The organism is Vibrio lentus (assembly GCF_030409755.1).
GTDB classification, from domain to species: Bacteria; Pseudomonadota; Gammaproteobacteria; order Enterobacterales; family Vibrionaceae; genus Vibrio; species Vibrio lentus.
This window is the reverse complement of record NZ_JAUFQE010000001.1, coordinates 1,555,396-1,580,221: the sequence shown is the minus strand read 5'-3', so window position 1 is coordinate 1,580,221 and position 24,826 is coordinate 1,555,396. Positions and strand designations below refer to the sequence as shown.

Below are 24,826 nucleotides of genomic sequence, written 5' to 3'. Positions count from 1 at the left end.
CCGCTCAGCTTCAAACTCATCGATTACAGTTCATCTATTAGATTTTACGGAACCAAGCTCGCCTAACAAAACTTTCTAAATAAACTATCCCAACAAACAAAGCTAATCAGAGTCCAACTCGACAAGTTGATTGAGCACTTCTTTGTCTAACACGGGGTGATGTTTACTCGCTAAGATCAGTACAATATCCACTGCTGGTAACGGCGGCATATCCTCAAGAATTTTCAAATCCGGAGTCACGCTGAGCTTACCCATTGCACCAATCGCTAAGCCAGCTTTGACGATAGCACGTTGTGCAGACGCCGTATTACTGCACGCCAATAACTGATAGGGCGTACCCTGCTTAGTTAAACCATTCACTGCTGCAGCGTGATATTTACAGTCCGTTTGAAACAAGGCTAATGGAACAGGCTTGGAACCATCAAACGCATAATCAGGGCTACTAATCCAAACCCCAATATCACTAGTGAGCCAATGCCCCTCTTCGCTGTCAGGCGCTCGAGTGACAATCGCCGCATCTAAACGGCCGTCATCCAACCACTCTCTCAGCGTAATGCTGGGCAGGCTGAATATTTGGATTGAGCACGTAGGCTCTGCTTGCTGTAACAGGCGAATCACTTTCGGCAGAATGGTGTCGTTATAGTCTTCTGGACAACCCAAACTAAGTGGCTTTTTGTCTTCATAACGCTTTACTTGCTTTAGCGCAGTATTGTGGAGGGCGACCAACTGCTCCGCATGAGAACGCAGCGCTAAGCCCGCTTCAGTCAGAATTAAATTACGTCCTTCTTTCTGGAAAAGAGTCACGTTGAGTTCTTCTTCCAACTTTCGCATCTGAGCACTGAATGCCGATTGGGTGCGATTGATCTGTTTCGCGGCACGCGTAAAGCTACTGGTTTCTACAAACGCGAGAAAGCCTCGCAAAGCATCAATATCCATATTGAAATCACCACCCATCGTTTTTATTAATGTATTACATCAAAATTATCCGTTAGTGCGCCGCAATACAATCCCCTATGCTCAAAAGCGTCCCTAGGCTCAAAGCATATCCACCAAACGCAAGGAAGCAACGATGCAGCTTTATATTGGAAACCAGAACTACTCAACTTGGTCACTGCGCGCATGGCTAATATTCGACAACTACAACCTGAATACAGAAATCATCAAGCTCAAACTCTTCACCTCTGATTTTTACGACACTCTGGCAAAAGTGACACCAACGGCTAAGGTTCCAACCTTAGTTGATGGTGACGTTGCGGTGTGGGATTCATTGGCGATTCTCGAATACGTTAACGACGCCCACTTGAACGGCGCAGCGTGGCCTAGCTCAGTGAAAGAACGCGCCCATGCCCGAGCAGTTTCCGCAGAAATGCACTCTGGATTTTTTGCCGTCAGAAATGAAATGCCGATGAACTGCCGCGCTCAACGAAAGCTTGCTTTGAGTGAAGAAGCATTGAAAGACATCGCTCGTATTGATGCCATATGGTCGACGCAAATGGAACAATATCCAGAAGGTTGGTTATTTGGTGAATGGTCGATTGCCGATGCGATGTTTGCACCTGTGGCGTTGCGTGTAGAAACTTATGGAATAGAGCTTTCAGAAAAAGCAAAACAATATCAGCAACGCGTGCTCAACAGCCCATCAATACAAAAATGGCTGGCAGAGGCAAGCTTAGAAACCGATGTGGTTGAAGAGGACGAGGCAGGCGAGACTGTATAAATAGTTAGCAATGAGTCTCGATAAGGGCATCGAGACTCGTTCAATATTAGATGATTAAAAAGCGATTTCCTTACCGGCTATTCTTCAGCAGCGCTGTCTTGATGATCATTCGGTTCAAACTCCAAAACATCACCAGGTTGGCACTCTAAAACTTCACACAGCTTATCGAGTGTCGATAGCCTTACCGCTTTGGCTTTACCATTTTTTAATACTGATAAGTTGGCTTCAGTAATCCCAACTTCTTTTGCCAATGTCTTCAATCGCATTTTTCGTTTGGCCATCATAATGTCTAAATTAATGCGGATAGTCATGACAAGTCCTTTAAATGGTTTGGCTATGTTCGTCAGCCAGAATATAACCTTCTTTCATCACCCATGAGATGATCAAAATAATTATACCCAATATCAGTGTTAAAAAGTCCATACCAACAAAACTAATCTCAAAGATACGCTCACCTGGTGGATTATTGAACGACAGAATCACTGACATCAATGAACCATAGATAACTGAACCTAATACCCAATAAAACAGGCTATATCCGAGCTTCTGGTAAGACATTGCGTTTTCTAAAGAGAAGATCTCACCTCGCTCATAGTTACGGAATAAACGTATGAGAACCATCAGTGCGTACATAAGGATGCTGGACATCAATAAGCTTGTGAACGCAGCAACGATTCTTGTTGTCATAGTAAGCGGTAACATCGTGAAATACCCGATGTCGTAGGTAAGATAAAAAATGCCCGTCGCACTAATAAAGTCATAGGGAGTCTCAACTGTTAGCCAGAAGTAGCACACCATTATAGGGGTAAGTACAAAAAGGGATTGCAATAGCATACGTACGCGTCGGCTTTGTTTTTGGATGTTGGACATACTTAGATTCCTGTTGAATTGATGAAGGGGATATTAAGATCAAAACAAATGATGATCAATAAAAAATTATCGATAAACGATAATTTTATATCGACTTGAGTTTGGTAACATAAGGCTAATCTAGTATGCGTACTATCAATAGAATGAGATGACAACCACCAGGTTCTAAAAGCTCCAACCCAATAATCCATTTTCATCAGACTTCCATTTACTTCCTAATAATTTGATCGATTGTGATCGCCTAATCACAATGTGCAGATGTGATTGTTTATATTCAACGAAACTCAAATCATTAAGATAAACATCATGTTACGAGCAACTATCGCATTACTCAGCGTGGCCAGTTTCGCTGTATCTGCCAATGTCACCCTTCCCTCCGGAGAAGACTGGATCAATCACGCCTCTGAAGGGCTGGCACCTTACTGGCTAATGCCTAGTGCTCAGGGAGAACCGATAGGCAACTTCCCGACATTTCGTTGTGATGATGGCACCTTGCTCGATGTGTCTGATGTGTGTCCTGAATTAGACAGAGGCTGGATCATTCCCCACTTCGGCAAAGAGTTTACGCGCATGAAATCACGTCAAACTTATGCCTATGGCGTGCTCTACCATCTTACCGGAGACAAACAGGCTTTAGCGCTTGCCAAACAAGGCGCCTACTACCTCATTGATCAACTAGAAGATAAGAAAAATGGTGGCTTTATTGGCTACACAAAAGAGGGCAAAGCTGGTCAGAATTGGCAGCAACGTACCTCTCAAGATCAAGCGTATGCACTAGTAGGCCTCGCAATGTATTACTACCTGACGCAAGACAAAAAGGTGGAAGAAGCTCTCATCGCCCAACAAGCGTTTATCTTTGATAAGTATCGACTTAGCGACAACAGTGGTCTTGCTTGGGTACTTACTGACGGTGAAGATGGAAAAGCCACACGACGTGAATTAGTCGCGCAACTTGATCAGATTAACGGTTACATGCTGTTAGTCGCCCCTTTGTTGAAAGAGCCCACCAAATCAAAATGGCTTGATGACCTGAATTGGCTCACACAAACCATGGTCGATCACTATCATTCTGAAGATGAACAACGCTTCTACGGGGCTATTCACGATAAAGCAGCGATGATGCCAAATGCTAATCACAATGATTTTGGGCACACCATCAAAGCGTATTGGATGACTTACCTTACCGGCCAAACATTGAATAACTCTGAATGGAAAGAGTTTGGCATCAAAGGGATGAAGCACACCTTAGAGCAAGCTCAATACCAGAAAGAGTTCGTGAGCGTGTCCCAATATTTTGGCGAGGAACTTCAGAATGCGTGGAAAGGACAAGAGATTACTGGGTGGCAAAGCAGGCCAAACACGAATTGGGCTTCGTCATGGGAATGGGCAGAGCTCGATCAAGCGGCCATGACGGTATCGCTTGTCGATGGTTCAATGAAAGACGTACTGCAATACACGCTACCGACCTTTCATGATGTGTGGGTAGATCATAAATACGGTGGCGTAGGGCTTGAACCTAAACGCACTAAGGCTTTCCATTGGGGTAATGCCTATCATCAATTCGAACATGCGTTAGTTGGTTATTTGTATGCTCAGCAAGTTGACGCTAAACCCGCGGTCTTGCATTACGCAAGGCCAACCAACAGCAAGATGCCAATAGAACCTTACTACTATCAAGGGGATGTGGTGAAGTTGGAGAGTCAAGTTGATGGAACGCAGAAGGTCAGCTTCAATAACATTCGACCTTAGCGTCTGATACTCACTCGTCGATACTTTAGCAGAGGTTAACCGTTAAGACAGAAGATATGAGTCACTAGTCGTTAGCAAAGCCTGAGAAGAAAGAAGCTTTTCAGGCTTTTGAAATACGGTTGACCGGCATTTATTGGTAGGGTTTGAAATTGGTCTTTAAGCAAATAAACCTTATCGGTTCCCAATTAAGAGGGAACAAGGCCTTGCGAAAATCACTTCTTCTTGTTCTGCTCAACCAGCTTTTCATTCCACGCTACGTTACCGTCTCGCTTGCTAACATCATACTCAGAACAAAACTGCGATATGGTCATGTTGTTGTCGCCAGTTGCTAGCTTTAGTGCTAACTGCACTTGCTGAAGCTTGCTTTGCAGACGAAGGTTTTGGCCTGCCTTTGGGCTTTTTTCTTTGGCGAACTTTAAGGCGGCATGTTTACGCTCGGCAGCCCCCGCTCGACGATCGGCTTCTGATAATAGATATTTTAGCTGCGCGACACTTTTCCCCTTTTTGAAAGCAGGTTCAAGCAGTTCAACACACTCATCAAATGATGGATTTATAACATACGGATCAATTTTGTGCGCTTGTTGGCGCATCCACTCTAGTGCGAGCTTTTCATCTGACATTTTGCGATCTTTACCAATAAAACAGCCGTACATGGTATCGCTCAATAGCAAACCGCTGCAATAAAAAGTTGAGCAAGTTTTGCCTTTTTAACGAGTACTTGTCGTCAGGTATCAATAACGACAAATCGGACAGCGGACCCAGCCCCGCTACAAAGAGCCAAACTTGACGCTATTGATACCTCTTTCGGCCTTTCTAACGCATCACAAACAGCTCTTTGTGATAATTCTGCTCAACATTAAACTTGCACGCATCGAGTTCTTTTTTAAGCGATATTGAGAACCGCTCTGGCCCGCAGAAATACAGCTCATAATCGTTTAAATCACCACACTGGTGAGCAATGCGTTCAGCGTTTAATCGAGGTGAGTGTAAGGTATCTATCACGTTCAACTTCACTCCGACTTGATGTGCAAGGTGCCATAGCTCATCCACCAAATGCTCATCGACACCATGAGTGCAATAGAATAGCTCGATGCGAGTGTGAGTCTTCTCTGTTTTGAGCGCTTCAAGCGTTGCAAAAAACGACGCTATCCCGACACCACCAGCAATCCAAATTTGTGGCTTACTTAGGTCAAACTCAAGTCGCCCATAAGGCCCTTCCACCGTAACCGCATCGCCCGCATTTACTCGTTCATAAAGACCATTCGTAAAGTCACCCAATTCTTTAATCAAGAAGCGCAGTTCTGAGTCTTCGCTACCTGACACAATGGTAAACGGATGCGGGTCTTCGTTACCAAAACGCAAGTACGCAAACTGCCCTGCTTTATGGCCTCGCCAAGATGTATCGGGCTTTAATACTAACTCCATCACTTCAGCTTTTGGAAAGTAACGAGTGGAAGAAACAGCAGCAGAGTGACGATTACGACGCCCGACAAAACCCAACAAACTGTAAATCGCCGCGATAGATCCAATCAAAGCAAATGCCACCGTTAGGTAATAAATAGGCTGTCCCCAATAGGCATGTTTGAGCAATAATACCGAGTGAAGCGCGATCAACAGATACGCGAAAGACATCAAGCGATGCGACAATTTAAACGGTTTGTATTTCACTGCCGCCCACAACGACGCCACCAGTAAAACGAGTAATAAGTAAAAACCCCATTCTCCAATGTTTTCAGCAAAGCCGTGTAGTCCATTGACCCACGCTTCCCAACCAGACAAAGTTCTTGCCGGGCCTGAACCGTCATGACGAACAGGTTTCGCCAACACACCTGACATCACTAGCCACTTAGGGATCTGGTACCACAACCAGTGCGTCACACCCAATGCAACGCCACCTATACCCAACCATTTGTGGACTCGATACGCTTTATCCATACCGTTGAGCCAATTCTCAACCATAGGTAAACGCGTCGCCAAGATCATGGTGATGGACATTAACATCAGAGACAAAATACCCGAGTACTGAATCATGGCCGAGCGCCATTCAAATACGTTGCTTGAAGCGAAGAGTTGCGGTTCCATCGCAAACCAAAAGGCTGACATTGTGGCAATCATTGCCCAGATGATATTGCGGACTGTTTTCATTTTTAACACTCATAAAGACGACATCATTACTTTAGCGTGCGTGATGTAAAGCGACGTCAACATGCGTAAATCTATGCAAAGAGACACGCTCAACTGATCGATAACGGATGCTTCTGCGTAAATATGGTTTGGCTAATGAACACGTTCGTCGATAACAATGGGAAACAAAAAAGACATGAAGGACATGAACCTTTCAAGACAAGATATCCAAACAATGGATCAGCGAGAACGCGCTCGCTTAATCAACTCCTTATCAGGATTCAAAAGCGCCAACCTAATTGGTACGTGTGATAAACAAGGGCTAGAAAACCTTGCTGTGGTGAGCTCTGTGGTTCATTTAGGGTCGAATCCACCTTTATTTGGCTTCATAGTTCGACCAGCAGAAAGTCGTCGCCATACATTAGAGAATATCCTAGAAACTCGACACTTCACCATCAACAGCATCGGTGCTGATTTTGTTCAGAAAGCGCATCAAACCTCGGCTCGTTATCCAAAGACGGCATCCGAATTCAAAGCCGTCGGCCTCACGGCTTACTATGACGACATGTTCCCCGCGCCATTTGTTTTAGAAAGCAGTCTCAAAATAGGGTTAGTTTTGAAAGAACAGATATCGATTGAGAGCAATCAAACGCAAATGTTGATTGGAGAGGTCATTACGATTCAAGCACCCAAACGTGCAGTGATGCCGGATGGCTACCTTGATTTAGAAGCGCTAGATTTAGTCACGATTTCAGGGTTAGACAGCTACCATGTCACTCAAAGGCTTCACCGCTTAAGTTATGCCAAGCCAGACAAATCTCTGTTTCCGCTGACTCGTGAAGGAAACCCAACATCATGGGAAGCTCGTGAGCTCAATTTAAGCTAATTTTGTTCGGTAATTTAGTCACAAAGGTGTTAACTTTCTCAGCTTAACTCAGTGCGCACACAACGATCTGAGCTACATCTACCGCCATTTCCAAGGACTCTTTTGAAGTTAACTCACTTTAAGTACAAGACTCGCAAAGGCCCAGATTATCGGCATGGCGATCAGGTGTCTTTCATGGACATCAAACAGACCTTCGGTATGGGCAGCATTCGCGTGGGCGCTTGGGTTTCTAAAGAAGAGAAGGAGCTGGCTGCGAATCTGATATTCGACTCGTTAGCAGACTTGGCTTACATCCTGGCTTTGCCACCAGAAGCAATTGGCTTGCGTGGCACATTAGGCTTAGCGTTCGGCAGTGGCGGCAGAAAGGGTGTACAAGCACACTACGCGCCAAACCAAAGAGAATTAGCCCTCGCTAAAAACGCAGGGGCAGGTGCGTTAGCGCATGAGTTCTGGCATGCATTTGACCACTACATTGCCGAAAAAGCGTTTGAGATTGGTGACACCTCCGGTCCTCGCAAGCAAATCTTGTTCGCCAGTGACTGTTGGCTACACGATAGAAAAGTGCGACCTCATCCATTAAACGAGAGTTTGATGTCTGTATTCGATGCCACACTACTCAATGACAACAACCTAGATAAACACGACTACGTTGCGCGCAGCGTTATTGCAGACAAGGCAACGTCGGCTCGTTACTTCTCACTACCAACAGAAATGATGGCGCGAGCCTTTGAAGCTACGATTGAATCCTGCTCAGATATCGAGAATTCTTACTTAGTCGATGGCACGACCAAACCGGATATGTTCCCTCTCTATCCAGACCTCAAGCATCGCAAAGAAATTTATCAAGCGCTGCAAGGTTACTTCGCACCGTTGGGTCGATCTCTAAGTAAGTAACCTTCGAGTCGTTAGAGGTTAGAGATGATCCATCAGAGAAAAGCGTTTATAGTCCAAACATACACTTCAACATCCATGATTTAGAGGCAGTAATGATCAGTTGGCCATCTTTGGTAAAACTCGACGGTGATGATGAGCTTATTTACGTCGCATCCGAACACGAATTTCAAGCAGAATGCTCAGACATGATCTTGGGCGAAGATGATTACCTCATCGATTCTGAAGGCGACAGCTACTCACTTGAATCGAGATCAAATCAACTGTCTCTAGCTAAACGAGCTGAGCAGTATTCAGTTGAAAACGTGACTAAACTGATTCGAAATCACGAGTTCCAGAAAGCAGAAGTGTGCCTAATGAAAATCCACTTCCTGACTATCGAAGAAGCGATTCAGTCTTTGGCTTTTGAACCTCGTTAATATTGGTTTAGATTCGAATTGGAACGTCCAACAGTACAAACAAAAAAAACAGCGCCTCAATAGGCGCTGTTTTTCGTTTCTTATCTCGTTATCGCTAGTTTAATTAAGTGACCGAAAGCTAGATTAAGCGATAAAAATCTGAGCCAGTGCGTAGCCTAAACAACATGCACCGACTACACCGATTAAACCCACTGACATGAACGAGTGGTTGAAGTACCACTTACCAATCTTGGTGGTGCCAGACACATCGAAGTTTACCGTTGCGATGTCTGATGGGTAGTTCGGGATGAAGAAGTAGCCGTAAACCGCTGGCATCAAGCCGATAAGCAGTGCTGGATCTAATCCTAAACCAAGACCAACAGGTAACATCATACGAGCCGTCGCGGCTTGCGAGTTCACCACAACCGATACGATGAATAGCGCTAGTGCAAACGTCCATGGATAGTTGGTCACCATTTCCACGATGCCAGATTTAAACTGAGGCATTGCGTATTGGAAATAAGTATCTGACATCCATGCGATACCGAAGATAGCAATCGCCGCCACCATACCGGATTTAAATACCACGCCATTTGGTACATCACGTGGGTCAGTTTTGGTTGCCAACAAGATGATACCGCCGAAACAGAGCATCATCATTTGGATGATCACCGACATCTTGATTGGCTTGTCGCCGTCTACGATGGTTCTGATCTCAGGCACCATCGCCACGATAACAATCACGACAATCGACAATAGGAAAATCAATACCGCATTACGCGCCGAAGTTGGCAGTACTTCATCCAAAGACGTCGCGGTGGTGCTTTCGATACGTTTTTTCCACTCAGGATCTTTTAGACGCGCTTGGTATTCAGGATCGTCGTTCAGTTCTTTACCGCGTTTCAAGCTATACAGAGAAAGCAAAAGTGTGCCGAACAGCGTTGCAGGAACCGTCACCATCAAAATAGAAAGCAGAGTAATAGAGTGTTGGATATCAGAAAGCTGTGCGAGGTAATACACCACTGCTGCCGAGATTGGAGATGCCGTGATAGCTAGCTGAGAGGCAACAGACGCAGCCGCCATTGGGCGCTCAGGACGAATACCATTCTTCAACGCAACATCGCCGATGATTGGCATAATTGAGTAAACCGCGTGGCCAGTACCCAATAGGAAAGTCATCGAGTAAGTCACGAACGGTGCTATCAAGGTGACGCGTTTCGGGTTCTTCCTCAGTACCCTTTCCGCAACTTGTAGCATGTATTTCAAGCCACCCGCCGCTTCGAGGATCGAGGCACAAGTAACAACAGCGAGGATGATCAGCATTACGGTGACAGGTGGAGACGTTGGTGGCATCTTGAAGACAAACACCTCGATAACCAAGCCAATCCCAGAAACAACACCTAAGCCGATACCGCCATACCGAGACCCGATATAAAGTACGACTAATAAAAATAGAAACTCAAAATACAACATAAGCAACCTTGCTAAAAATGTGGACTAATTCTATTTTGTCCGTAAGTTCCTCCATTTACTTTTTGCTTGGTCACACTATGATTGCAGGCTTCCGCAAATTGTTTTTTATAAGATTATAGTCACGCTAACACGCCTGTAAGTTTATGAATTGTAATAGGAAGCTAGGTACTCAACCTAGATTTGTTATGTATGATAACCATTCTTGTGTCTGTTAGAACGGTATGACCTATAAAATATCAAGCTCATAACTTAACGATATCATTCCAAAGCGAATCAATTAGATTACAGCTCATCCAGAGGCATATTACTGAGCCAATTCTGCATATTCTCACGTAACACTGACTCGCCTATCTCCAGACACTATGTCAAAATACTCGCCCTCACCACGACAACACAGAAAGAACCACGGATATGAATTTCCAAGCTGCTATTTTTGATATGGATGGACTGCTGCTCGACACCGAGCGACTTTGTATGCAGGTTTTTGAAGAAGCATGTCACGCGCAAGGTGTTCCGTTTTTGCAGGATGTTTACCTAGGCATCATTGGCTGTAACGCAAAAACCATCGAACAGATCTTTAGAAATGGCTACGGCGAAGGGTTAGATTACCCAGCATTGAACAATGAATGGCGCACTCGCTACAGTGCGATTGTTAAGCACCAGGCTATCCCAGTTAAAGATGGCGTGATTGAGCTTCTTGAATGGCTGAAATCAAACGACATTCCAATCGCGGTTGCGACCTCAACTCAGCTTGATATCGCTAAAAAGAAGCTTGAGCTGGCTGGCCTAGATTCTTACTTCACCTCACTAAGCACAGGCTGCGAAGTGACCAATGGTAAACCTCACCCAGAGATCTACTTACTAGCGGCAGAACGCCTAGGTGTTGCCCCTGAAACCTGCCTAGCGTTTGAAGACTCAAACAACGGTATTCGCGCATCAATGGCAGCCAACATGATCAGCTTCCAAATCCCTGATTTAGTAGAGCCATGTGACGAAGTAAAAGCGCTTGGTCACACGATCAGCCCTTCTCTGCATGATGTGCTAGCACAGCTTCAACAAGCTGCAGCTTAGGCTCTGATTACCGTTGATAACGCTTTAATCAACACAGAATAACCTTTCTATTAAGCCGACTCACAGAGTCGGTTTTTTTGTGGGTATTCCTTTTATAAAAGATAAAAACTCGCGCTTGAAACTGTTAAAGTCGATATGAAACGACACTGATCGATAAGCAACATTGATAATGGAGAAAGGGACGCGTGATAGAAAAATTTGAAAGCCAACTGATTGATTTTGCGCAACAAGAGATGACACAAGATGCCGCGCACGACATCAGCCATATTAAGCGCGTAGTCAAAACTGCCAAGGCTTTATGTACTCAAGAACAAGCTAAGCTTGAAGTCGTGCTGCCCGCCGCTTACCTTCATGATTGCTTCACCTTTCCAAAGAACCACCCAGACCGCGCTCAAAGCTCAAAAATGGCGGCAGACAAGGCCATCTCTTTCCTCAAATCTATCGAGTATCCTGCACCCTACCTTGATGAAATTCATCACGCGATTGTCACGCACAGCTACAGCGCCAACGTCACACCTGAAACGTTAGAAGCTCAAATCGTCCAAGATGCCGACCGCCTAGATTCTCTCGGTGCGATTGGTATTGCACGCTGCCTGTACGTCGGTCAAAGCTTTAACGCTGAACTCTATAACCACGAAGATCCATTCGCTGAACATCGTGACTTGGATGACAAGCATTACAGCGTCGACCATTTCTACGTGAAACTGTTTAAGCTAGCCGGAACCATGAATACAGAATCCGCCAAGTTAGAAGCCAATAAGCGCACCGATTACATGCGTGGTTTTCTCGCTCAATTAGCGACAGAAGCTTAACGGCTTAGAAAACAGACACACGATAAGGAAGAGGGAAGGATATGGAAATAAAGCGCTTTAAAGCATCCGACGCCGACGAGATCGTCACTTGGTTCACATCACTCGAAGACTACGTACTATGGGGCGGACGAACCTTTGGTTGGCCGTTAGAAGCCGCCTCCATCATTGAACGTTCTCAAGAGCCCCATGTCGAGCTTTACACATTCTCCACATCTAGCACTAACTCGAATGCCAATGAATTACTTGGCTTTATGGAGTTTCAGCGTATGTCAGACAGTGAGCTTCGCTTTTGCCGAGTCGCGATTCACCCAAGCCAACGTGGTAAAGGGCTTGGGCAGTCCATGATAGAAAGTGCATTAGAAGCGGCGAAAGAAATACCAGATGTCACCACCATCACCTTAGCCGTATTCAAGCAAAACTATGGTGCGAAACGATGCTACGACAAAGCCGGCTTTCAAGTGGTAGACAAAGAGCCGAGCGTCAAAGAGTTCAATGGCAAAACGTGGCCCCTGTATCAAATGGAATTAAAGCTCGGCTAGTTTGTTTTGATCAACAAACTGGTTTTAATTGCTAGATTCAACCCCATATCATTAAGCATTGGCTACACACTCAAGATACACAGATGTAATTTGGAACCTTCAATGACCCAAGAAAAATTCGACACTATTTATCAACGTGCAGCTCACCGCAAAGGCGGAGCAGCCGAACTCGAAAAGATTGTTCGTGCGCCCCTTTCACAAGCCGAGCTATCACAAATCACCGACGATCGTTGGCTAGCCGCCTTTACTGAAAAAGTATTCCAGTGTGGTATTTCATGGAATGTAGTGAGAAAGAAATGGCCGCAATTTGAAGAAGTGTTCTTTGAATTCAATATCGAAAAAATGCTGATGCTGCCGAATGAAATGTGGGAACAGAAAGCGCAAGACCCGCGCATTATTCGTCACCTTACTAAGGTGATGACCATCCCTGCCAATGCCACCATGATCCACAACGCCAAGCGTGAAGCCGATTCATTCTCGCAAATGGTTGCCGATTGGCCATCAGAACGTATCACTGAACTTTGGGATTACCTGAAAAAACACGGCAAGCGATTAGGCGGTAATACTGGCGCCTACACTCTGCGCCAAATGGGTAAAGATACCTTCATCTTGTCATCAGATGTTGAAGCACACCTACGCAGTACCGATGTGGTGGATAGCGGTCGTAACACCAAGCGAGCACAACTGGCAGCGGGTAAAGCCTTCAACGAATGGCAACAACAGTCAGGTCGTAGCTTGAGCGAAATCAGCCAAATCGTTGCCTACAGCTGCGGTGATAATCGAGTTTAGTTAAATTAAAAATGGCTTAAAGCTAAAGATTGCACACAGTTCCCTGCAAACAAAATGTTATAAGTCATTAACAAATAAGCGTGCATCGCACTTTCATCCGGTGGCATTGTATAGATAAATGTATACAATATAGAGTAATACTCATGAATTATTCTCGACCAACTCAACTCGACTAAACAAGGGTCCTTATCTCTATGACAGTTCTCAAAAACTCTGTCTCCAAAGGTGTAAAAACGAAAGTAACAGGCCAGACTCAAGACGATGTTGTTTACTGCCATATCTTCGACGCGATACTAGAACAAAGGCTGCCACCAGCCACCAAATTAAGCGAAGAAGCGTTAGCAGAAATCTTTAGCGTTAGCCGCACCATTATCCGCCGTGCCTTACTGCGTCTTTCTTTAGAACAAGTTGTGGTGATCCGTCCTAACCGAGGAGCCGTGATTGCTGCGCCAACGGTTGACGAAGCCAAACAAATCTTTAAAGCACGTGAAGTGATGGAAATTGCTATCACTGAGCTGGCGGTGAAAAACGCAACCAAAGCTCAAATAGAAGAATGCAGAAAATTAGTCGCGAAAGAGAACTGTGCTTTCGACCAAGGTGATTACGGCTCTGGCTTACGTCTATCTGGTGAGTTCCACATCAAATTGGCTGAAATGGCTGAGAACGCGCCACTGCTGGCTTTCCAACGCAGCTTGGTATCGCAAACCTCACTGCTGATCGCTCAGTACGAAACGGGCAACCACTCGAACTGTTCTCTAGACGAACACTCAGGCTTACTGGATGCGATAGAGTCAGGCAACGAACAACAAGCCGTAGAATTGATGCAAGAACACCTGAGCCATATTCGTTCGAAGCTCAACCTAGACAGCAGCACAGCTTCTAGTGATCTGCATGTCGTGTTCTCAGATCTGCTTAAGAGCAAGTCATAGAAGATTCAACAAGTGATTGATAACCATCCGTTAACAACTTTTTGTTAACAGCTTTTTGTTAACAAAACAGGAGAGAAGTAAGCCTCTGCGTTTACTTCTCTTTTTTATGCCCTCTCCCCTAAAAATAAAGACGACGATCGGCTCACATCCATCTAAAACACTATCTATTCTAGCCTCAACAACGATCTTAGCCTCTACAGAACCACTCCCAACAGTGCCATAAATCTTGTCTTTATCTTGTATACATAGCTATCCATTCATTCACACCATAAAACTGTTCACTCTCAATCCAAACCCTTATAAAACAGACGACTACGACCAAAATTAAATTGTATACAATTTACCACAAGCTCTCTTTGTTGCATTTTTGTAAATAAATAGTTGACCACAGGGTCAGGATGGATAATTATTGACCTAGAAGTCAAAAAGAATACACATGGAAATATGTCGATTTACAAGGAGGTCTCTTGATTACTTTTTTGCTCAATCAGGAAATAAGACGTGAAGATAATCTGTCGCCAAATATGACAGTGCTCAACTACCTTCGTACCAAGGTTAATAAAACGGGTACCAAAGAAGGTTGTGGGTCGGGTGACTGTGGTGCATGTACGGTAGTTCTGGGTGAAGTGGTTGATGGACAGCTGCAATACCGCTCGGTGAACTCTTGCCTAACTTTCGTTTCAGCACTGCATGGCAAGCAACTGATCACCGTAGAAGATCTACAAAACCGAGATCGCTCTTTGCACCCAGTGCAGAAAGCGGTGGTAGATTTTCACGGTTCACAGTGTGGTTACTGCACACCTGGCTTCATCATGTCGATGTTTGCGCTAGGCAAGAACAAACCCGATGCGAGCAAAGAAGACGTCATAGAATCACTGGCGGGTAACCTATGTCGCTGTACTGGCTACCGACCAATTGTTGATGCTGCGATGTCGCTTTCGACAGACCAACCTTTGATCGACCAATTTGCTGAACTTGAACGCAACACCATCAAGAAGCTAGAAGGTATTCAAGACACCGAAGCCAACTTACGCCTTGGTCACCTCACCGCTTTTTCCCCGAAAAGCACTGATGAGCTGGCCAAGCTTTTTCAAGCCCACCCGAACGCTAAGCTGGTTGCTGGCGGTACGGATTTAGCGCTGGAAGTGACGCAATTCCATCGTGAGATTGAAACACTGATCAGCGTAAATCTTGTTGAAGATATGAAGGTATGTGAAGAGACCGACACCGATTTAATCATTGGTGCCAACCTGCCTATCAGTGATTCTTACTCACTACTGAAAAAGCACTACCCAGATTTTGGTGAACTGCTGCATCGCTTTGCTTCACTGCAAGTGCGTAACCAAGGCACCATCGGCGGTAATGTGGCCAATGCTTCACCTATCGGTGATACCCCTCCTCTGCTGATTGCCCTGAACGCGAAGATCAAACTTCGTTGTGGCGACGAGTCTCGCACCATGCCGATTGAAGATTACTTCATCAGCTACAAAGTGACGGCGCAGAAAGAGAGTGAGTTCATCGAGCAGATCATCATTCCTAAGCCAACTAACGACAGCTTCAGAGCTTACAAACTGTCTAAACGTTTAGACGATGACATCTCTGCGGTGTGTGGTGCGTTTGATATTCAAATCGAAGATGGCAAGGTTTCTTACGCTCGTATCGCTTTCGGCGGTATGGCTGCAACACCTAAGCGCGCGGCGCGTTGTGAAAATACGTTATTAGGCAAACCGTGGACAGACGCTAATATTAAGTTAGCGATGCAGGAACTGTATAACGACTTTGAGCCGCTATCTGATTTCCGTGCCAGCCAAGAATACCGTTCATTGTCGGCAGCCAATATGTTGCGTCGTTACTTCATTGAACAACAGAACAAAAACAACCAAATCGAAACAAGGGTAACGTCTTATGTCTAAATCACACGAGCATGCGATGACCCACGAAGAGATGGTTACCATTGCAAAACAAGACCTAAAAACTGGCGTAGGTAAAAGCGTTAAACACGACAGTGCAGCCAAGCAAGTAACGGGCGAAGCGGTATACATTGATGACCGCCTAGAGTTCCCAAATCAGCTACACGTCTACGCACGCCTGAGCACTCAAGCACACGCGAATATCACCAAGATAGATTTATCACCGTGTTACGAATTCGAAGGCGTGGCGATTGCCATTCAAGCAAAAGACGTACCGGGTGAGCTAGATATCGGCGCCATCCTACCGGGTGACCCACTGCTTGCAGACGGAAAAGTAGAATACTACGGCCAACCTGTGATTGCCGTAGCTGCCAATGATTTAGAAACCGCACGTAAAGCCGCACAAGCTGCAATCATTGAATACGAAGAACTCCCTGCGATTCTTGATGTAAAAGAAGCACTAAAGAAAGAACACTTCGTCACAGAAAGCCACACGCAACAACGTGGTGACTCAAAAGCCGCGCTGGCAAAAGCAAAACACGTGATCTCTGGCGATCTAGAGATCGGCGGCCAAGAGCACTTCTACCTAGAAACCCAAATCAGTAGCGTGATGCCAACCGAAGATGGCGGCATGATCGTTTACACCTCGACCCAAAACCCGACCGAAGTTCAAAAACTGGTTGCGGAAGTGATTGGCGTACCGATGCACAAAGTCGTGATTGATATGCGTCGTATGGGTGGTGGTTTCGGTGGTAAAGAAACTCAAGCGGCCTCTCCAGCATGTATGGCTGCGGTTATTGCCCACCTTACAGGCCGACCTACAAAAATGCGTTTGCTGCGCAGTGAAGACATGCAGCAAACCGGTAAACGCCACCCGTTCTACAATCAATATACGGTCGGTTTTGACGACAATGGTGTGATTCAAGGTGCCGACATTACCGTTGCAGGTAACTGTGGCTACTCACCAGACTTATCAAGTTCTATCGTCGACCGAGCGATGTTCCACTCAGACAACGCCTATTATCTAGGTGATGCAACTGTAGTGGGTCATCGATGCAAAACCAACACCGCATCGAATACCGCTTACCGTGGCTTTGGTGGCCCGCAAGGCATGATGACCATTGAACACATCATGGACGAGATTGCGCGTTACCTGAAAAAAGATCCTTTGGAAGTACGTAAGGCGAACTACTACGGCGAAGAAGGCCGTAACGTGACCCATTACTACCAAACCGTTGAAGACAACTTTTTACCTGAGATAACCGAACAGCTTGAACGCAGCAGTGACTATCACGCACGTCGTAAAGGCATTGCCGAGTTCAACAAGCAAAGCCCTATCCTGAAGAAAGGCCTTGCTATCACACCAGTCAAATTCGGCATCTCGTTTACTGCGACTTTCTTGAACCAAGCTGGTGCGCTCATCCATATCTACACCGATGGCAGTATTCATTTGAATCACGGTGGTACGGAAATGGGGCAAGGCTTGAACATCAAAGTGGCACAAATCGTTGCACAGGAGTTCCAAGTCGATGTCGAACGTATCCAGATCACCGCTACAAACACAGACAAAGTTCCGAACACATCACCAACCGCAGCCTCATCGGGCACCGACCTCAACGGTAAGGCCGCGCAAAACGCCGCAATGACCATTAAGCAGCGCCTGATCGACTTCGCTTCTTCGCACTTCAAAGTGTGGCCTGAAGAGGTGGTATTTAAGAACGGCATGGTGCAGATCCGCGATGAGATCATGACCTTCAACTCATTTGTTGAACTGGCTTGGTTTAACCAAATCTCGCTATCGAGCACTGGCTTCTACCGCACTCCGAAGATCTATTACGATCACGAGAAAGCGCGCGGTCGCCCGTTCTACTACTACGCATACGGAGCATCTTGTTCAGAGGTTATCGTCGATACCTTAACCGGTGAAAACAAGATTCTGCGTGTCGATATTCTGCATGATGTGGGCGCTTCATTGAACCCTGCGATTGATATCGGCCAAGTCGAAGGTGGCTTTGTGCAAGGTGTTGGTTGGTTAACGACGGAAGAGTTAGTTTGGAATCAGCAAGGCCGCTTGATGACCAATGGCCCTGCAAGTTACAAGATCCCTGCGATTGCTGATATGCCAATTGATTTCAGAACGCACCTTTTAGAAAACCGTAACAACCCAGAAGACACCGTATTCAACTCGAAAGCCGTGGGTGAACCGCCTTTCATGTTGGGTATGTCGGTATGGAGCGCACTGAAAGACGCGATTAGCTATGTCGCCGTCGATGGCGCGATTCCTAAGCTCAACACACCTGCGACACCAGAGCGTATTCTGATGGCGATTCAGGAAGTCACTGAAACGGTTCCGACTTCGGTCGATGCTCAATCAGAAACGGCTTAGGGCTCATATCGATCGTTTAGCTTGGGAAGCATAAAAAGGGATTTAGGAGGACATATGTTTAAGGATAATTGGATTCACGAACTGGCAAAACTGGAAGAGAACTACGAACCGTGTGTAATGGTGACGGTGCTCGAAGACAGAGGTTCTGTTCCGCGCGATGCGGGCACCAAGATGCTTGTCACTCGTGACCGAATCATCGCTACGATTGGTGGTGGTCACCTTGAACATGTGGCCACTAAAATGGCGCGTGAAATGCTGATTGCCAGCGAAAAATCGCTCAAAGTGGAGCGCTTCAACCTCGGTGCTCGTTTAGGCCAATGTTGTGGCGGTATGGCAACACTAAGCTTTGAGCCAATTGGCACTCAGCAGAACCACCTTGTGCTGTTTGGCGCTGGCCACGTTGCCAAAGCACTGCTCCACATTGTCGCAACCCTACCCTTCCGCGTGACCTGGATTGATGAACGTGAAGAAGTATTCCCTGAAACGCTGCCACATGGTGTGAAGAAGCTTGTCTCAGACGATCCAGTCGGTGAAGTAAAACACATGCCACCGAACAGCTACTACCTTGTGATGACGCATAACCACCAGCTCGATTTTGACCTAACTAAGGCCATCATCGACCGTGAAGACAGCCGTTACTTTGGCATGATTGGTTCTCTGACTAAGCGCAAGAAGTTCGACTTCCGCTTAGAGCAACGCGGCTATAGCCAAGAGCAAATTGAAACCATGATTTGCCCGATTGGTATTAGCGCTGTGAATGGCAAACACCCTGCCGAAATTGCGGTGTCGGTTGCGGGTGAACTGATCGCACACTATCAAGGCCAAGCCCTTGAACAAAAGCGCCCAACCAAACAATATCGAAATCAGGATTTGACCGATCAACACAGTCAACCAAGCGACGTAGGCGAACCACCATTGGAAGAGAAGATCGCCTAATAAAAGTCGCAAAGCTTCAGTGGCCATAACGTCGCTGAAGTCATTAAAAGGAAGTAAACATGACAACGCAACGCAAAGCTTATCGCGCCAGTATTTTACACAGCGTCGCCGACCCAAAAGATGTCGGCATCGATGAGTCTTACGACTATTTTGAAGACGGTGTTTTAGTGGTTGAGAACGGCCATGTCGTCGACTTAGGCCATGCGGACGAAGTATTGGCTCGCCAACCTAAAACACTCGAAGTAAAACAATACAAAGACAAGCTGATCACCTCTGGCTTTATTGATACGCACATCCACTACCCTCAAACAGGGATGATCGCGTCTTACGGTGAGCAGCTTCTTGATTGGTTAGAGAACTACACCTTCCCAGAAGAAAAGCGCTTCAAAAACCCAGTTTACGCACACAAAGTGGCGAAGCTATTCCTAGACGAATTGGCAAGTAACGGCACCACCACGGCACTCGTATTTGGCACGGTACACAAAGAGTCGGTTAACGTATTCTTTGAAGAAGCCGAGAAGCGTAACCTACGTATGATCGCGGGTAAGGTTCTGATGGATCGCAATGCGCCAGACTACCTCACCGACACTCCAGAATCAGGCTATGCAGACTCAAAAGAGCTGATCGAAAAGTGGCACAAGCGCGGCCGTCTGCATTACGCCGTGACACCTCGTTTCGCACCAACCAGTACACCAGAACAACTCGAAACCGTAGGTAAACTGCTAGAAGAGTACCCAGACGTATACATGCACACTCACCTTTCTGAAAACGAGAAAGAGATCGAGTGGGTGAAATCGCTGTTCCCAGAGCGCGACAGTTACCTAGATGTATATGACCACTATGGTCTGCTGCACAAACGCTCGGTATTCGCGCACGGTATTCATCTATCAGATTGCGAATGCAAACGCCTCGCGGATACCGATTCTGCCATCGCCTTCTGCCCAACTTCAAACCTATTTTTGGGCTCGGGCTTATTCAAGCTACCGAAAATGGAAGAACACAGCATTCGTGTCGGCATGGGTACCGATGTAGGCGCAGGCACCAGCTTCTCAATTCTGCAAACCATGAGCGAAGCCTACAAAATCATGCAGCTTCAACAAGAGAAACTGCACCCAGCCAAATCACTGTTCTTAGCAACTCTTGGCGGCGCACGTTCGCTGCATTTAGAAGACAAGATCGGTAACCTAGAAGTCGGTAAAGAAGCAGATTTCGTCGTGTTGGATCTGCACGCGACACAACTAATGCGCTTTAGAATGGAACAAGCTACCAAGCTTGAAGAAAAGCTGTTTGTACTAATGAGCTTGGGTGACGACAGAACCGTCAGCGAGACTTACATCTACGGCGAAAAGGCCTACGATGTGAACTTCAAAGATTACAAGAAGCTCGTTAGTTAGGCTTAAAACCGAGTAACAATCGCTAGACAGCGACTGCCGTCGTTAATTAAAAATCCGTCCAGATTTATCTAGCCTTTAAAGACCAGTTGCTGATGCCACTGGTCTTTTTTGTGCTTCATTCAAAGAAATATAAATTAACCGCTTTCAGACAACGATCTTCGGTGACGCCAAGTCATTATATTGATAGGTTAATGTTTATACATATCGATTTTATGCTTCGTTTGGCATCTCTCTAAAACATTCGTTTCTCAGCTGAATGGAAGCACCCAATCTAGAAAGGAATTCTATGTTCGAACAGGTCGTCAGCATTCTGTTTCCCGTTTTTTGCTTTAGCCAGTGCTGGCTTTGCGGTCGGTCGTTGGCTCAAGCCCGATTTCAAACCGATCAATCGGATCAACATGGATGTGTGTATTCCTGCACTAGTGTTTGCCTCGCTGACCACCATGCCCCTCGATACCGAGCAACTGCCACTCATCACCGCCTCTTTGGTCGCGGTGTTGGTACCTGCTTTATTGATGATTCCAATCTGTAAGATCTTTAAGCTCAACTTCAAAGCTTGGGCTCCACCACACATGTTTCGCAACAGTGGCAACCTCGCGATTCCTCTGTTCACGTATACCTTTGGCGAGAGCGCATTAGCCCCTGCTGTACTGCTGTTTGTGGTGTCGGCATGTGTCCATATTAGTGTTGGCTTAGCGCTATTGAGCGACGGTAATCCGATCAAACAGATCCTCAAAATGCCGATATTCTTGGCCGCTGCATTGGCGATGACGCTCAACCTGTCTGGCATTGCAGTGTGGAATCCAATCTACGAAGCCACATCGCTACTCGGCCAAGCTGCCGTGCCTATCATGCTGTTGTCGCTGGGATCGCAAATGGTCAACTTGAGGTTAAGCGGATTAAAGGTCGGCTTATTGTGTACCGCCCAATCGCTGTTTACAGGAGCCATAGCCTTTACCATCATTTACTTCTTTATCCCGCTGCCAACGCTACACCTACAAATGATGGTGCTGTTCACCATGCTGCCACCCGCCGTGATGAACTACCTGTTTGCAGAACGCTTCAATGTCGAGCCGCCTAAGGTCGCGTCTATGGTGTTGTTCGGCAACTTCCTGAGTGTGGTCACCTTGCCTATTTTGTTGTCGTTCGCGCTGTCTATGTCGTCTTAAAGAACCGCGAACCTTCAGGTTTACGACTTTTAAAACTCAGCCGATCAATAAAAAGGGAGCGCAACTTAGCAAAGTTGACGCTCCCTTTTTCAGAATATATTTCCTGTATATCTTAGGCTGTGTTTCTCTCCGCAAGCACCTCTTTAAATGCGAACATGCCATTTAATGCAGAAGGGAATCCCGCATACACCGACATCTGCAATATCACTTCTTTAATCTCTTCCTCGCTGCATCCTACATTGAGTGCCGCATTCAAATGCACCTTAAGCTGAGGGGCACAATTACCGAGTGCGGTAAGGGCTGCGACGGTCGCGATCTCTCGTGATTTCAAATCCAAACCGGGGCGCGAATAAATGTCACCAAAGGGATACTCGATAGTATATTTAGCAAGATCAGGGCAGATATCTTGCAGGCTTTCGATAACCTGTTGCCCTGCATCTCCGTCGATGTGATTCAGTCTTTCTAAGCCAGTTTCAAAACGTGATTGATTCATGAGTCTGTTCCTGTATTTATAATTCACACGAACACCTTACAAGTTAGAGTCAACTCTAAGTCAACGGACTTTTCCATCTCGATACAAACTAATTTTTTCCTCTAGCGCTGCCAGATGCTTTTGTTGCTCTTCGATATGGGCTCGCAAATTCTGTTGATGTTGTTCGAGTAACACTTGGCGCTGCGAAACAGATTCTGGCCCTAACTCCCTTAGCTTTGCGTATTCTAAAATCTCATCCAGTGGCATTGCGGTGTCTTTCAGCCGCTTCACAAACTCAATCCAAGTGACGTCCTTCGATGTATAGACTCGATGGCCGCTACTGTTCCGCTGAACATTTTTCAACAAGCCGATTTTTTCATAGTAGCGAAGCGTATGGGCGGACAAACCCACCAACCGAGAAAACTCACTCACATTCATTACTTCACCTTTTCTATCTGGGTATAAGAACTAGGAACTCAAACTATGCGCACTTATCTAATTTGAGCTCTGCGGTCACTTTCGTCAAACGCAAAGCAATAGCGAAGCAAACTAAGTAAGGACTCACATACCAGAAGATGCTTTCTAATGGCTGCTTCACCTGCGCTTCTCTGGTTTTTATGTATTGGTTTTTCTGCTTCTCATACTGGCTCAACATGCCGCTTACCCACACGGCGTCGCTTTCCACCAACGAAACGCTAGGTGCAGGGACCGTAAAATCCGATGCATTCGGTAGCAAGGTGAAATCGACATCTTTGAACGTAATTGCCGTATTCAAATACCACAAACACGCTTCATGGTGCTGAGCGTGATTATCCAAAGATGGTTGACCGGTGCAGGTATCACTTCTCAGCTTATCCAAAGAAAACTGCTGAACCGACTCTAAAATCGCTACCGCTCTGGTTTGTTCTGTTTCAACCCAATCACCCGCTACTTTCGCACGAATCTCAGACACTGCACCCAGCATCCCGATACCCGCTAGAAACGGCCATAAATAATCCATAAGTTTCCATTTGCGTCGGCTCAAGTTGAACCCACACCAAATCGGAAGATGAAAAAGGAGCGTTAGCCCAAGCGATAGCAAAACGAAATTCAAAGAGCTAGAGAGCATGAGTTCGCTATCAAAGAAGTTCTTCATAATGAGAGACTTGCCTGTATAACAAAGAGTAATTCGATACTAGGTTCGATGTTAGAAAAGAGTGTAAGAGGAAAGTAAAAACAGCACCAACAATTGGAGTTGGCGCTGTTTATTTGAGCAAGTAGCTACCAATGGCAGGGCTTAACCACTCATTACTCAGCGATTACTGAGTTGTTCACGATACACAAGGTGCTAAAGGCTCTTATGCAGCAGACTTTAGATAGATACCGACTTCTCTTAGCTGCGCTTTAAGATCTAACATTTGCACGTGAGACAACACTAATTGGATCAAATTAAATACTGCCACCGCAAACATCAAACCTGCGACGTAGCCAGACCATACTTGGTGGTCGACCTGATACAGAGTATTGAACGAAAGAGCAAAGAAAATGAGACTGGAAAAGCCAGCAGCATATTCATTGCAGTTGTAAACGTATGAACGCGTAACGTAATCGTATTTAATCTTAATCTTTCCTGCGGCTCTGCCTAGTTTAAGATTAAGAACATTCCCGCTCACTTCATATTCCAACCCGTTAATCGAAGCAATATCCTGAACTTTTTCAAGCATGTCTTTTTTGTCCATATTATTTTGAATACTATCCATGGTCACACTCTATTCCGTTGCCTAAAAACTATTGAACACACCAATTGCTAACAGAAGCAACACGAGACTAATAGCTCCGATATAAGAGATTCTGGTTCGTTCTTTTTCAGTTGGAATCAATGGGGGGAAGCGCCCTAATGTGAATACTTTACAGACTATCCAGCCAGCTTCGTAACCAATGAACTCAATCAAGATCGACTGAAACAGATACCTAAAGAGTGAGCTCAATGCCCTAAAATACGCGACTATCAAGTCTTCCATTTTTTGTCCTAATTAAAGTCTATTTGGAACAGAAAATGCCATGGGTAGAGATTCAGATCAAGTGACTTATACGGAACTATCTACGAAATAAGGACTGAAGTAAGACTTCATTCGACCCTCGATTGCGAGAGAAAGGAAAGAGACTCAATCGGAAATAAAACCTATGGTATGCCATCTATTTAAATTGATTCGCAATTTGAAAGTGAAAAATTGATTTAAAATATAAGATAGATATAACAACAAGATAGGTTCAATAAACAAATGGCACTCCCCTTGCTACCTATACAATGAAGGCCGAAACATTCGGAGGA

General features: G+C 45.7%; 25 protein-coding genes and 1 pseudogene. 15 read left to right on the top strand and 11 right to left on the bottom strand.

Features of this window, described 5'->3' with window-relative positions:
- Positions 1-102: 102 nt before the first annotated feature.
- Entirely contained in the window at positions 103-954 is an 852-nt protein-coding gene (locus tag QWZ07_RS06645; RefSeq protein ID WP_192852471.1) for a LysR family transcriptional regulator, read from the bottom strand.
- Positions 955-1,069: 115 nt separating this feature from the next.
- Here QWZ07_RS06645 and QWZ07_RS06640 point away from each other — a divergent pair, with 115 nt between their 5' ends.
- Positions 1,070-1,717 (top strand): glutathione S-transferase family protein, encoded by a 648-nt coding sequence (locus QWZ07_RS06640; protein ID WP_192852470.1) that lies wholly within the window; start codon positions 1,070-1,072, stop codon positions 1,715-1,717.
- Between the two features lie 77 nt (positions 1,718-1,794).
- On the opposite strand, the gene QWZ07_RS06635 is transcribed toward QWZ07_RS06640, so the two are convergent.
- Positions 1,795-2,028 (bottom strand): helix-turn-helix domain-containing protein, encoded by a 234-nt coding sequence (locus tag QWZ07_RS06635; protein ID WP_192852469.1) that lies wholly within the window; start codon positions 2,026-2,028, stop codon positions 1,795-1,797.
- Between the two features lie 10 nt (positions 2,029-2,038).
- Positions 2,039-2,587, bottom strand: a complete 549-nt coding sequence (locus QWZ07_RS06630; RefSeq protein ID WP_017075204.1) for a DUF2975 domain-containing protein — start codon at positions 2,585-2,587, stop codon at positions 2,039-2,041.
- 306 nt (positions 2,588-2,893) lie between these two features.
- On the opposite strand from QWZ07_RS06630, the gene QWZ07_RS06625 reads away from it, so the two are divergent.
- Positions 2,894-4,336 carry an AGE family epimerase/isomerase gene (locus tag QWZ07_RS06625; protein ID WP_192852468.1) on the top strand — a complete coding sequence of 481 codons (1,443 nt, stop codon included), beginning with the start codon at positions 2,894-2,896 and terminating at the stop codon, positions 4,334-4,336.
- 212 nt (positions 4,337-4,548) lie between these two features.
- On the opposite strand, the gene QWZ07_RS06620 is transcribed toward QWZ07_RS06625, so the two are convergent.
- A complete protein-coding gene (locus tag QWZ07_RS06620) occupies positions 4,549-4,956 on the bottom strand; it encodes a hypothetical protein (protein WP_029223609.1) in 408 nt (135 codons plus the stop codon).
- Between the two features lie 193 nt (positions 4,957-5,149).
- The gene (locus QWZ07_RS06615; RefSeq protein ID WP_192852467.1) at positions 5,150-6,481 is read right to left on the bottom strand and encodes a ferredoxin reductase family protein; all 1,332 of its coding nucleotides are present in this window, start codon (positions 6,479-6,481) and stop codon (positions 5,150-5,152) included.
- 175 nt (positions 6,482-6,656) lie between these two features.
- On the opposite strand from QWZ07_RS06615, the gene QWZ07_RS06610 reads away from it, so the two are divergent.
- The 3 genes from QWZ07_RS06610 to QWZ07_RS06600 all read left to right on the top strand — a co-directional run bounded on the left by QWZ07_RS06610 (position 6,657) and on the right by QWZ07_RS06600 (position 8,656).
- On the top strand, positions 6,657-7,346 hold the full coding sequence (locus tag QWZ07_RS06610) for a flavin reductase family protein (RefSeq protein ID WP_065105280.1): 690 nt from the start codon (positions 6,657-6,659) through the stop codon (positions 7,344-7,346).
- Between the two features lie 102 nt (positions 7,347-7,448).
- The gene (locus QWZ07_RS06605; protein ID WP_192852466.1) at positions 7,449-8,240 is read left to right on the top strand and encodes a CLCA_X family protein; all 792 of its coding nucleotides are present in this window, start codon (positions 7,449-7,451) and stop codon (positions 8,238-8,240) included.
- Between the two features lie 92 nt (positions 8,241-8,332).
- Complete coding sequence (locus tag QWZ07_RS06600; RefSeq protein ID WP_102517881.1) at positions 8,333-8,656, top strand: DUF4144 domain-containing protein; 324 nt, start codon at positions 8,333-8,335, stop codon at positions 8,654-8,656.
- Between the two features lie 123 nt (positions 8,657-8,779).
- On the opposite strand, the gene QWZ07_RS06595 is transcribed toward QWZ07_RS06600, so the two are convergent.
- Positions 8,780-10,108, bottom strand: coding sequence for an anaerobic C4-dicarboxylate transporter (locus QWZ07_RS06595; RefSeq protein ID WP_004732879.1), 1,329 nt, complete (start codon positions 10,106-10,108; stop codon positions 8,780-8,782).
- Between the two features lie 411 nt (positions 10,109-10,519).
- On the opposite strand from QWZ07_RS06595, the gene QWZ07_RS06590 reads away from it, so the two are divergent.
- The 10 genes and pseudogenes from QWZ07_RS06590 to QWZ07_RS06545 all read left to right on the top strand — a co-directional run bounded on the left by QWZ07_RS06590 (position 10,520) and on the right by QWZ07_RS06545 (position 22,043).
- Positions 10,520-11,179: an HAD family hydrolase gene (locus QWZ07_RS06590; RefSeq protein WP_017076947.1), complete on the top strand. Its 660-nt coding sequence runs from the start codon at positions 10,520-10,522 to the stop codon at positions 11,177-11,179.
- A 185-nt stretch (positions 11,180-11,364) separates the two neighbouring features.
- On the top strand, positions 11,365-11,991 hold the full coding sequence (locus QWZ07_RS06585; RefSeq protein WP_192852465.1) for an HD domain-containing protein: 627 nt from the start codon (positions 11,365-11,367) through the stop codon (positions 11,989-11,991).
- Positions 11,992-12,032: 41 nt separating this feature from the next.
- Positions 12,033-12,530, top strand: a complete 498-nt coding sequence (locus QWZ07_RS06580) for a GNAT family N-acetyltransferase (protein WP_192852464.1) — start codon at positions 12,033-12,035, stop codon at positions 12,528-12,530.
- 102 nt (positions 12,531-12,632) lie between these two features.
- Positions 12,633-13,319, top strand: a complete 687-nt coding sequence (locus tag QWZ07_RS06575) for a DNA-3-methyladenine glycosylase I (RefSeq protein ID WP_017067459.1) — start codon at positions 12,633-12,635, stop codon at positions 13,317-13,319.
- Between the two features lie 194 nt (positions 13,320-13,513).
- A complete protein-coding gene (locus QWZ07_RS06570; RefSeq protein ID WP_017061609.1) occupies positions 13,514-14,248 on the top strand; it encodes a GntR family transcriptional regulator in 735 nt (244 codons plus the stop codon).
- Between the two features lie 467 nt (positions 14,249-14,715).
- Positions 14,716-16,161, top strand: a complete 1,446-nt coding sequence (gene xdhA, locus QWZ07_RS06565) for a xanthine dehydrogenase small subunit (RefSeq protein WP_192852463.1) — start codon at positions 14,716-14,718, stop codon at positions 16,159-16,161.
- Entirely contained in the window at positions 16,154-18,544 is a 2,391-nt protein-coding gene (xdhB, locus tag QWZ07_RS06560; protein WP_192852462.1) for a xanthine dehydrogenase molybdopterin binding subunit, read from the top strand. The genes xdhA and xdhB overlap by 8 nt, the downstream gene beginning before the upstream one ends.
- A 54-nt stretch (positions 18,545-18,598) precedes the next feature.
- Positions 18,599-19,480, top strand: a complete 882-nt coding sequence (gene xdhC, locus QWZ07_RS06555) for a xanthine dehydrogenase accessory protein XdhC (RefSeq protein ID WP_017630713.1) — start codon at positions 18,599-18,601, stop codon at positions 19,478-19,480.
- Between the two features lie 59 nt (positions 19,481-19,539).
- Complete coding sequence (gene guaD / locus QWZ07_RS06550) at positions 19,540-20,874, top strand: guanine deaminase (RefSeq protein ID WP_192852461.1); 1,335 nt, start codon at positions 19,540-19,542, stop codon at positions 20,872-20,874.
- 286 nt (positions 20,875-21,160) lie between these two features.
- Positions 21,161-22,043: pseudogene (locus QWZ07_RS06545) on the top strand (AEC family transporter).
- 112 nt (positions 22,044-22,155) lie between these two features.
- Here QWZ07_RS06545 and QWZ07_RS06540 read toward each other — a convergent pair.
- From QWZ07_RS06540 to QWZ07_RS06520, 5 genes are all read right to left on the bottom strand, one after another.
- A complete protein-coding gene (locus QWZ07_RS06540; protein ID WP_102307733.1) occupies positions 22,156-22,536 on the bottom strand; it encodes a carboxymuconolactone decarboxylase family protein in 381 nt (126 codons plus the stop codon).
- A gap of 60 nt (positions 22,537-22,596) precedes the next feature.
- Complete coding sequence (locus QWZ07_RS06535) at positions 22,597-22,953, bottom strand: MerR family transcriptional regulator (protein ID WP_192852460.1); 357 nt, start codon at positions 22,951-22,953, stop codon at positions 22,597-22,599.
- A 43-nt stretch (positions 22,954-22,996) separates the two neighbouring features.
- Complete coding sequence (locus tag QWZ07_RS06530; RefSeq protein WP_076667195.1) at positions 22,997-23,515, bottom strand: hypothetical protein; 519 nt, start codon at positions 23,513-23,515, stop codon at positions 22,997-22,999.
- A 337-nt stretch (positions 23,516-23,852) separates the two neighbouring features.
- Positions 23,853-24,254 carry a hypothetical protein gene (locus QWZ07_RS06525; protein WP_192852459.1) on the bottom strand — a complete coding sequence of 134 codons (402 nt, stop codon included), beginning with the start codon at positions 24,252-24,254 and terminating at the stop codon, positions 23,853-23,855.
- A gap of 21 nt (positions 24,255-24,275) precedes the next feature.
- Positions 24,276-24,515: a hypothetical protein gene (locus QWZ07_RS06520; protein ID WP_192852458.1), complete on the bottom strand. Its 240-nt coding sequence runs from the start codon at positions 24,513-24,515 to the stop codon at positions 24,276-24,278.
- Positions 24,516-24,826: the final 311 nt, after the last annotated feature.

Bases quoted from the DNA above. Each gene is read 5' to 3' on its own strand.
- QWZ07_RS06645 (WP_192852471.1), bottom strand. From the start codon at position 954: ATGGGTGGTGATTTCAATATGGATATTGATGCTTTGCGAGGCTTTCTC.
- QWZ07_RS06640 (WP_192852470.1), top strand. From the start codon at position 1,070: ATGCAGCTTTATATTGGAAACCAGAACTACTCAACTTGGTCACTGCGC.
- QWZ07_RS06635 (WP_192852469.1), bottom strand. From the start codon at position 2,028: ATGACTATCCGCATTAATTTAGACATTATGATGGCCAAACGAAAAATG.
- QWZ07_RS06630 (WP_017075204.1), bottom strand. From the start codon at position 2,587: ATGTCCAACATCCAAAAACAAAGCCGACGCGTACGTATGCTATTGCAA.
- QWZ07_RS06625 (WP_192852468.1), top strand. From the start codon at position 2,894: ATGTTACGAGCAACTATCGCATTACTCAGCGTGGCCAGTTTCGCTGTA.
- QWZ07_RS06620 (WP_029223609.1), bottom strand. From the start codon at position 4,956: ATGTCAGATGAAAAGCTCGCACTAGAGTGGATGCGCCAACAAGCGCAC.
- QWZ07_RS06615 (WP_192852467.1), bottom strand. From the start codon at position 6,481: ATGAAAACAGTCCGCAATATCATCTGGGCAATGATTGCCACAATGTCA.
- QWZ07_RS06610 (WP_065105280.1), top strand. From the start codon at position 6,657: ATGAAGGACATGAACCTTTCAAGACAAGATATCCAAACAATGGATCAG.
- QWZ07_RS06600 (WP_102517881.1), top strand. From the start codon at position 8,333: ATGATCAGTTGGCCATCTTTGGTAAAACTCGACGGTGATGATGAGCTT.
- QWZ07_RS06595 (WP_004732879.1), bottom strand. From the start codon at position 10,108: ATGTTGTATTTTGAGTTTCTATTTTTATTAGTCGTACTTTATATCGGG.
- QWZ07_RS06590 (WP_017076947.1), top strand. From the start codon at position 10,520: ATGAATTTCCAAGCTGCTATTTTTGATATGGATGGACTGCTGCTCGAC.
- QWZ07_RS06580 (WP_192852464.1), top strand. From the start codon at position 12,033: ATGGAAATAAAGCGCTTTAAAGCATCCGACGCCGACGAGATCGTCACT.
- QWZ07_RS06575 (WP_017067459.1), top strand. From the start codon at position 12,633: ATGACCCAAGAAAAATTCGACACTATTTATCAACGTGCAGCTCACCGC.
- QWZ07_RS06570 (WP_017061609.1), top strand. From the start codon at position 13,514: ATGACAGTTCTCAAAAACTCTGTCTCCAAAGGTGTAAAAACGAAAGTA.
- xdhB (WP_192852462.1), top strand. From the start codon at position 16,154: ATGTCTAAATCACACGAGCATGCGATGACCCACGAAGAGATGGTTACC.
- xdhC (WP_017630713.1), top strand. From the start codon at position 18,599: ATGTTTAAGGATAATTGGATTCACGAACTGGCAAAACTGGAAGAGAAC.
- guaD (WP_192852461.1), top strand. From the start codon at position 19,540: ATGACAACGCAACGCAAAGCTTATCGCGCCAGTATTTTACACAGCGTC.
- QWZ07_RS06540 (WP_102307733.1), bottom strand. From the start codon at position 22,536: ATGAATCAATCACGTTTTGAAACTGGCTTAGAAAGACTGAATCACATC.
- QWZ07_RS06535 (WP_192852460.1), bottom strand. From the start codon at position 22,953: ATGAATGTGAGTGAGTTTTCTCGGTTGGTGGGTTTGTCCGCCCATACG.
- QWZ07_RS06530 (WP_076667195.1), bottom strand. From the start codon at position 23,515: ATGGATTATTTATGGCCGTTTCTAGCGGGTATCGGGATGCTGGGTGCA.
- QWZ07_RS06525 (WP_192852459.1), bottom strand. From the start codon at position 24,254: ATGGATAGTATTCAAAATAATATGGACAAAAAAGACATGCTTGAAAAA.
- QWZ07_RS06520 (WP_192852458.1), bottom strand. From the start codon at position 24,515: ATGGAAGACTTGATAGTCGCGTATTTTAGGGCATTGAGCTCACTCTTT.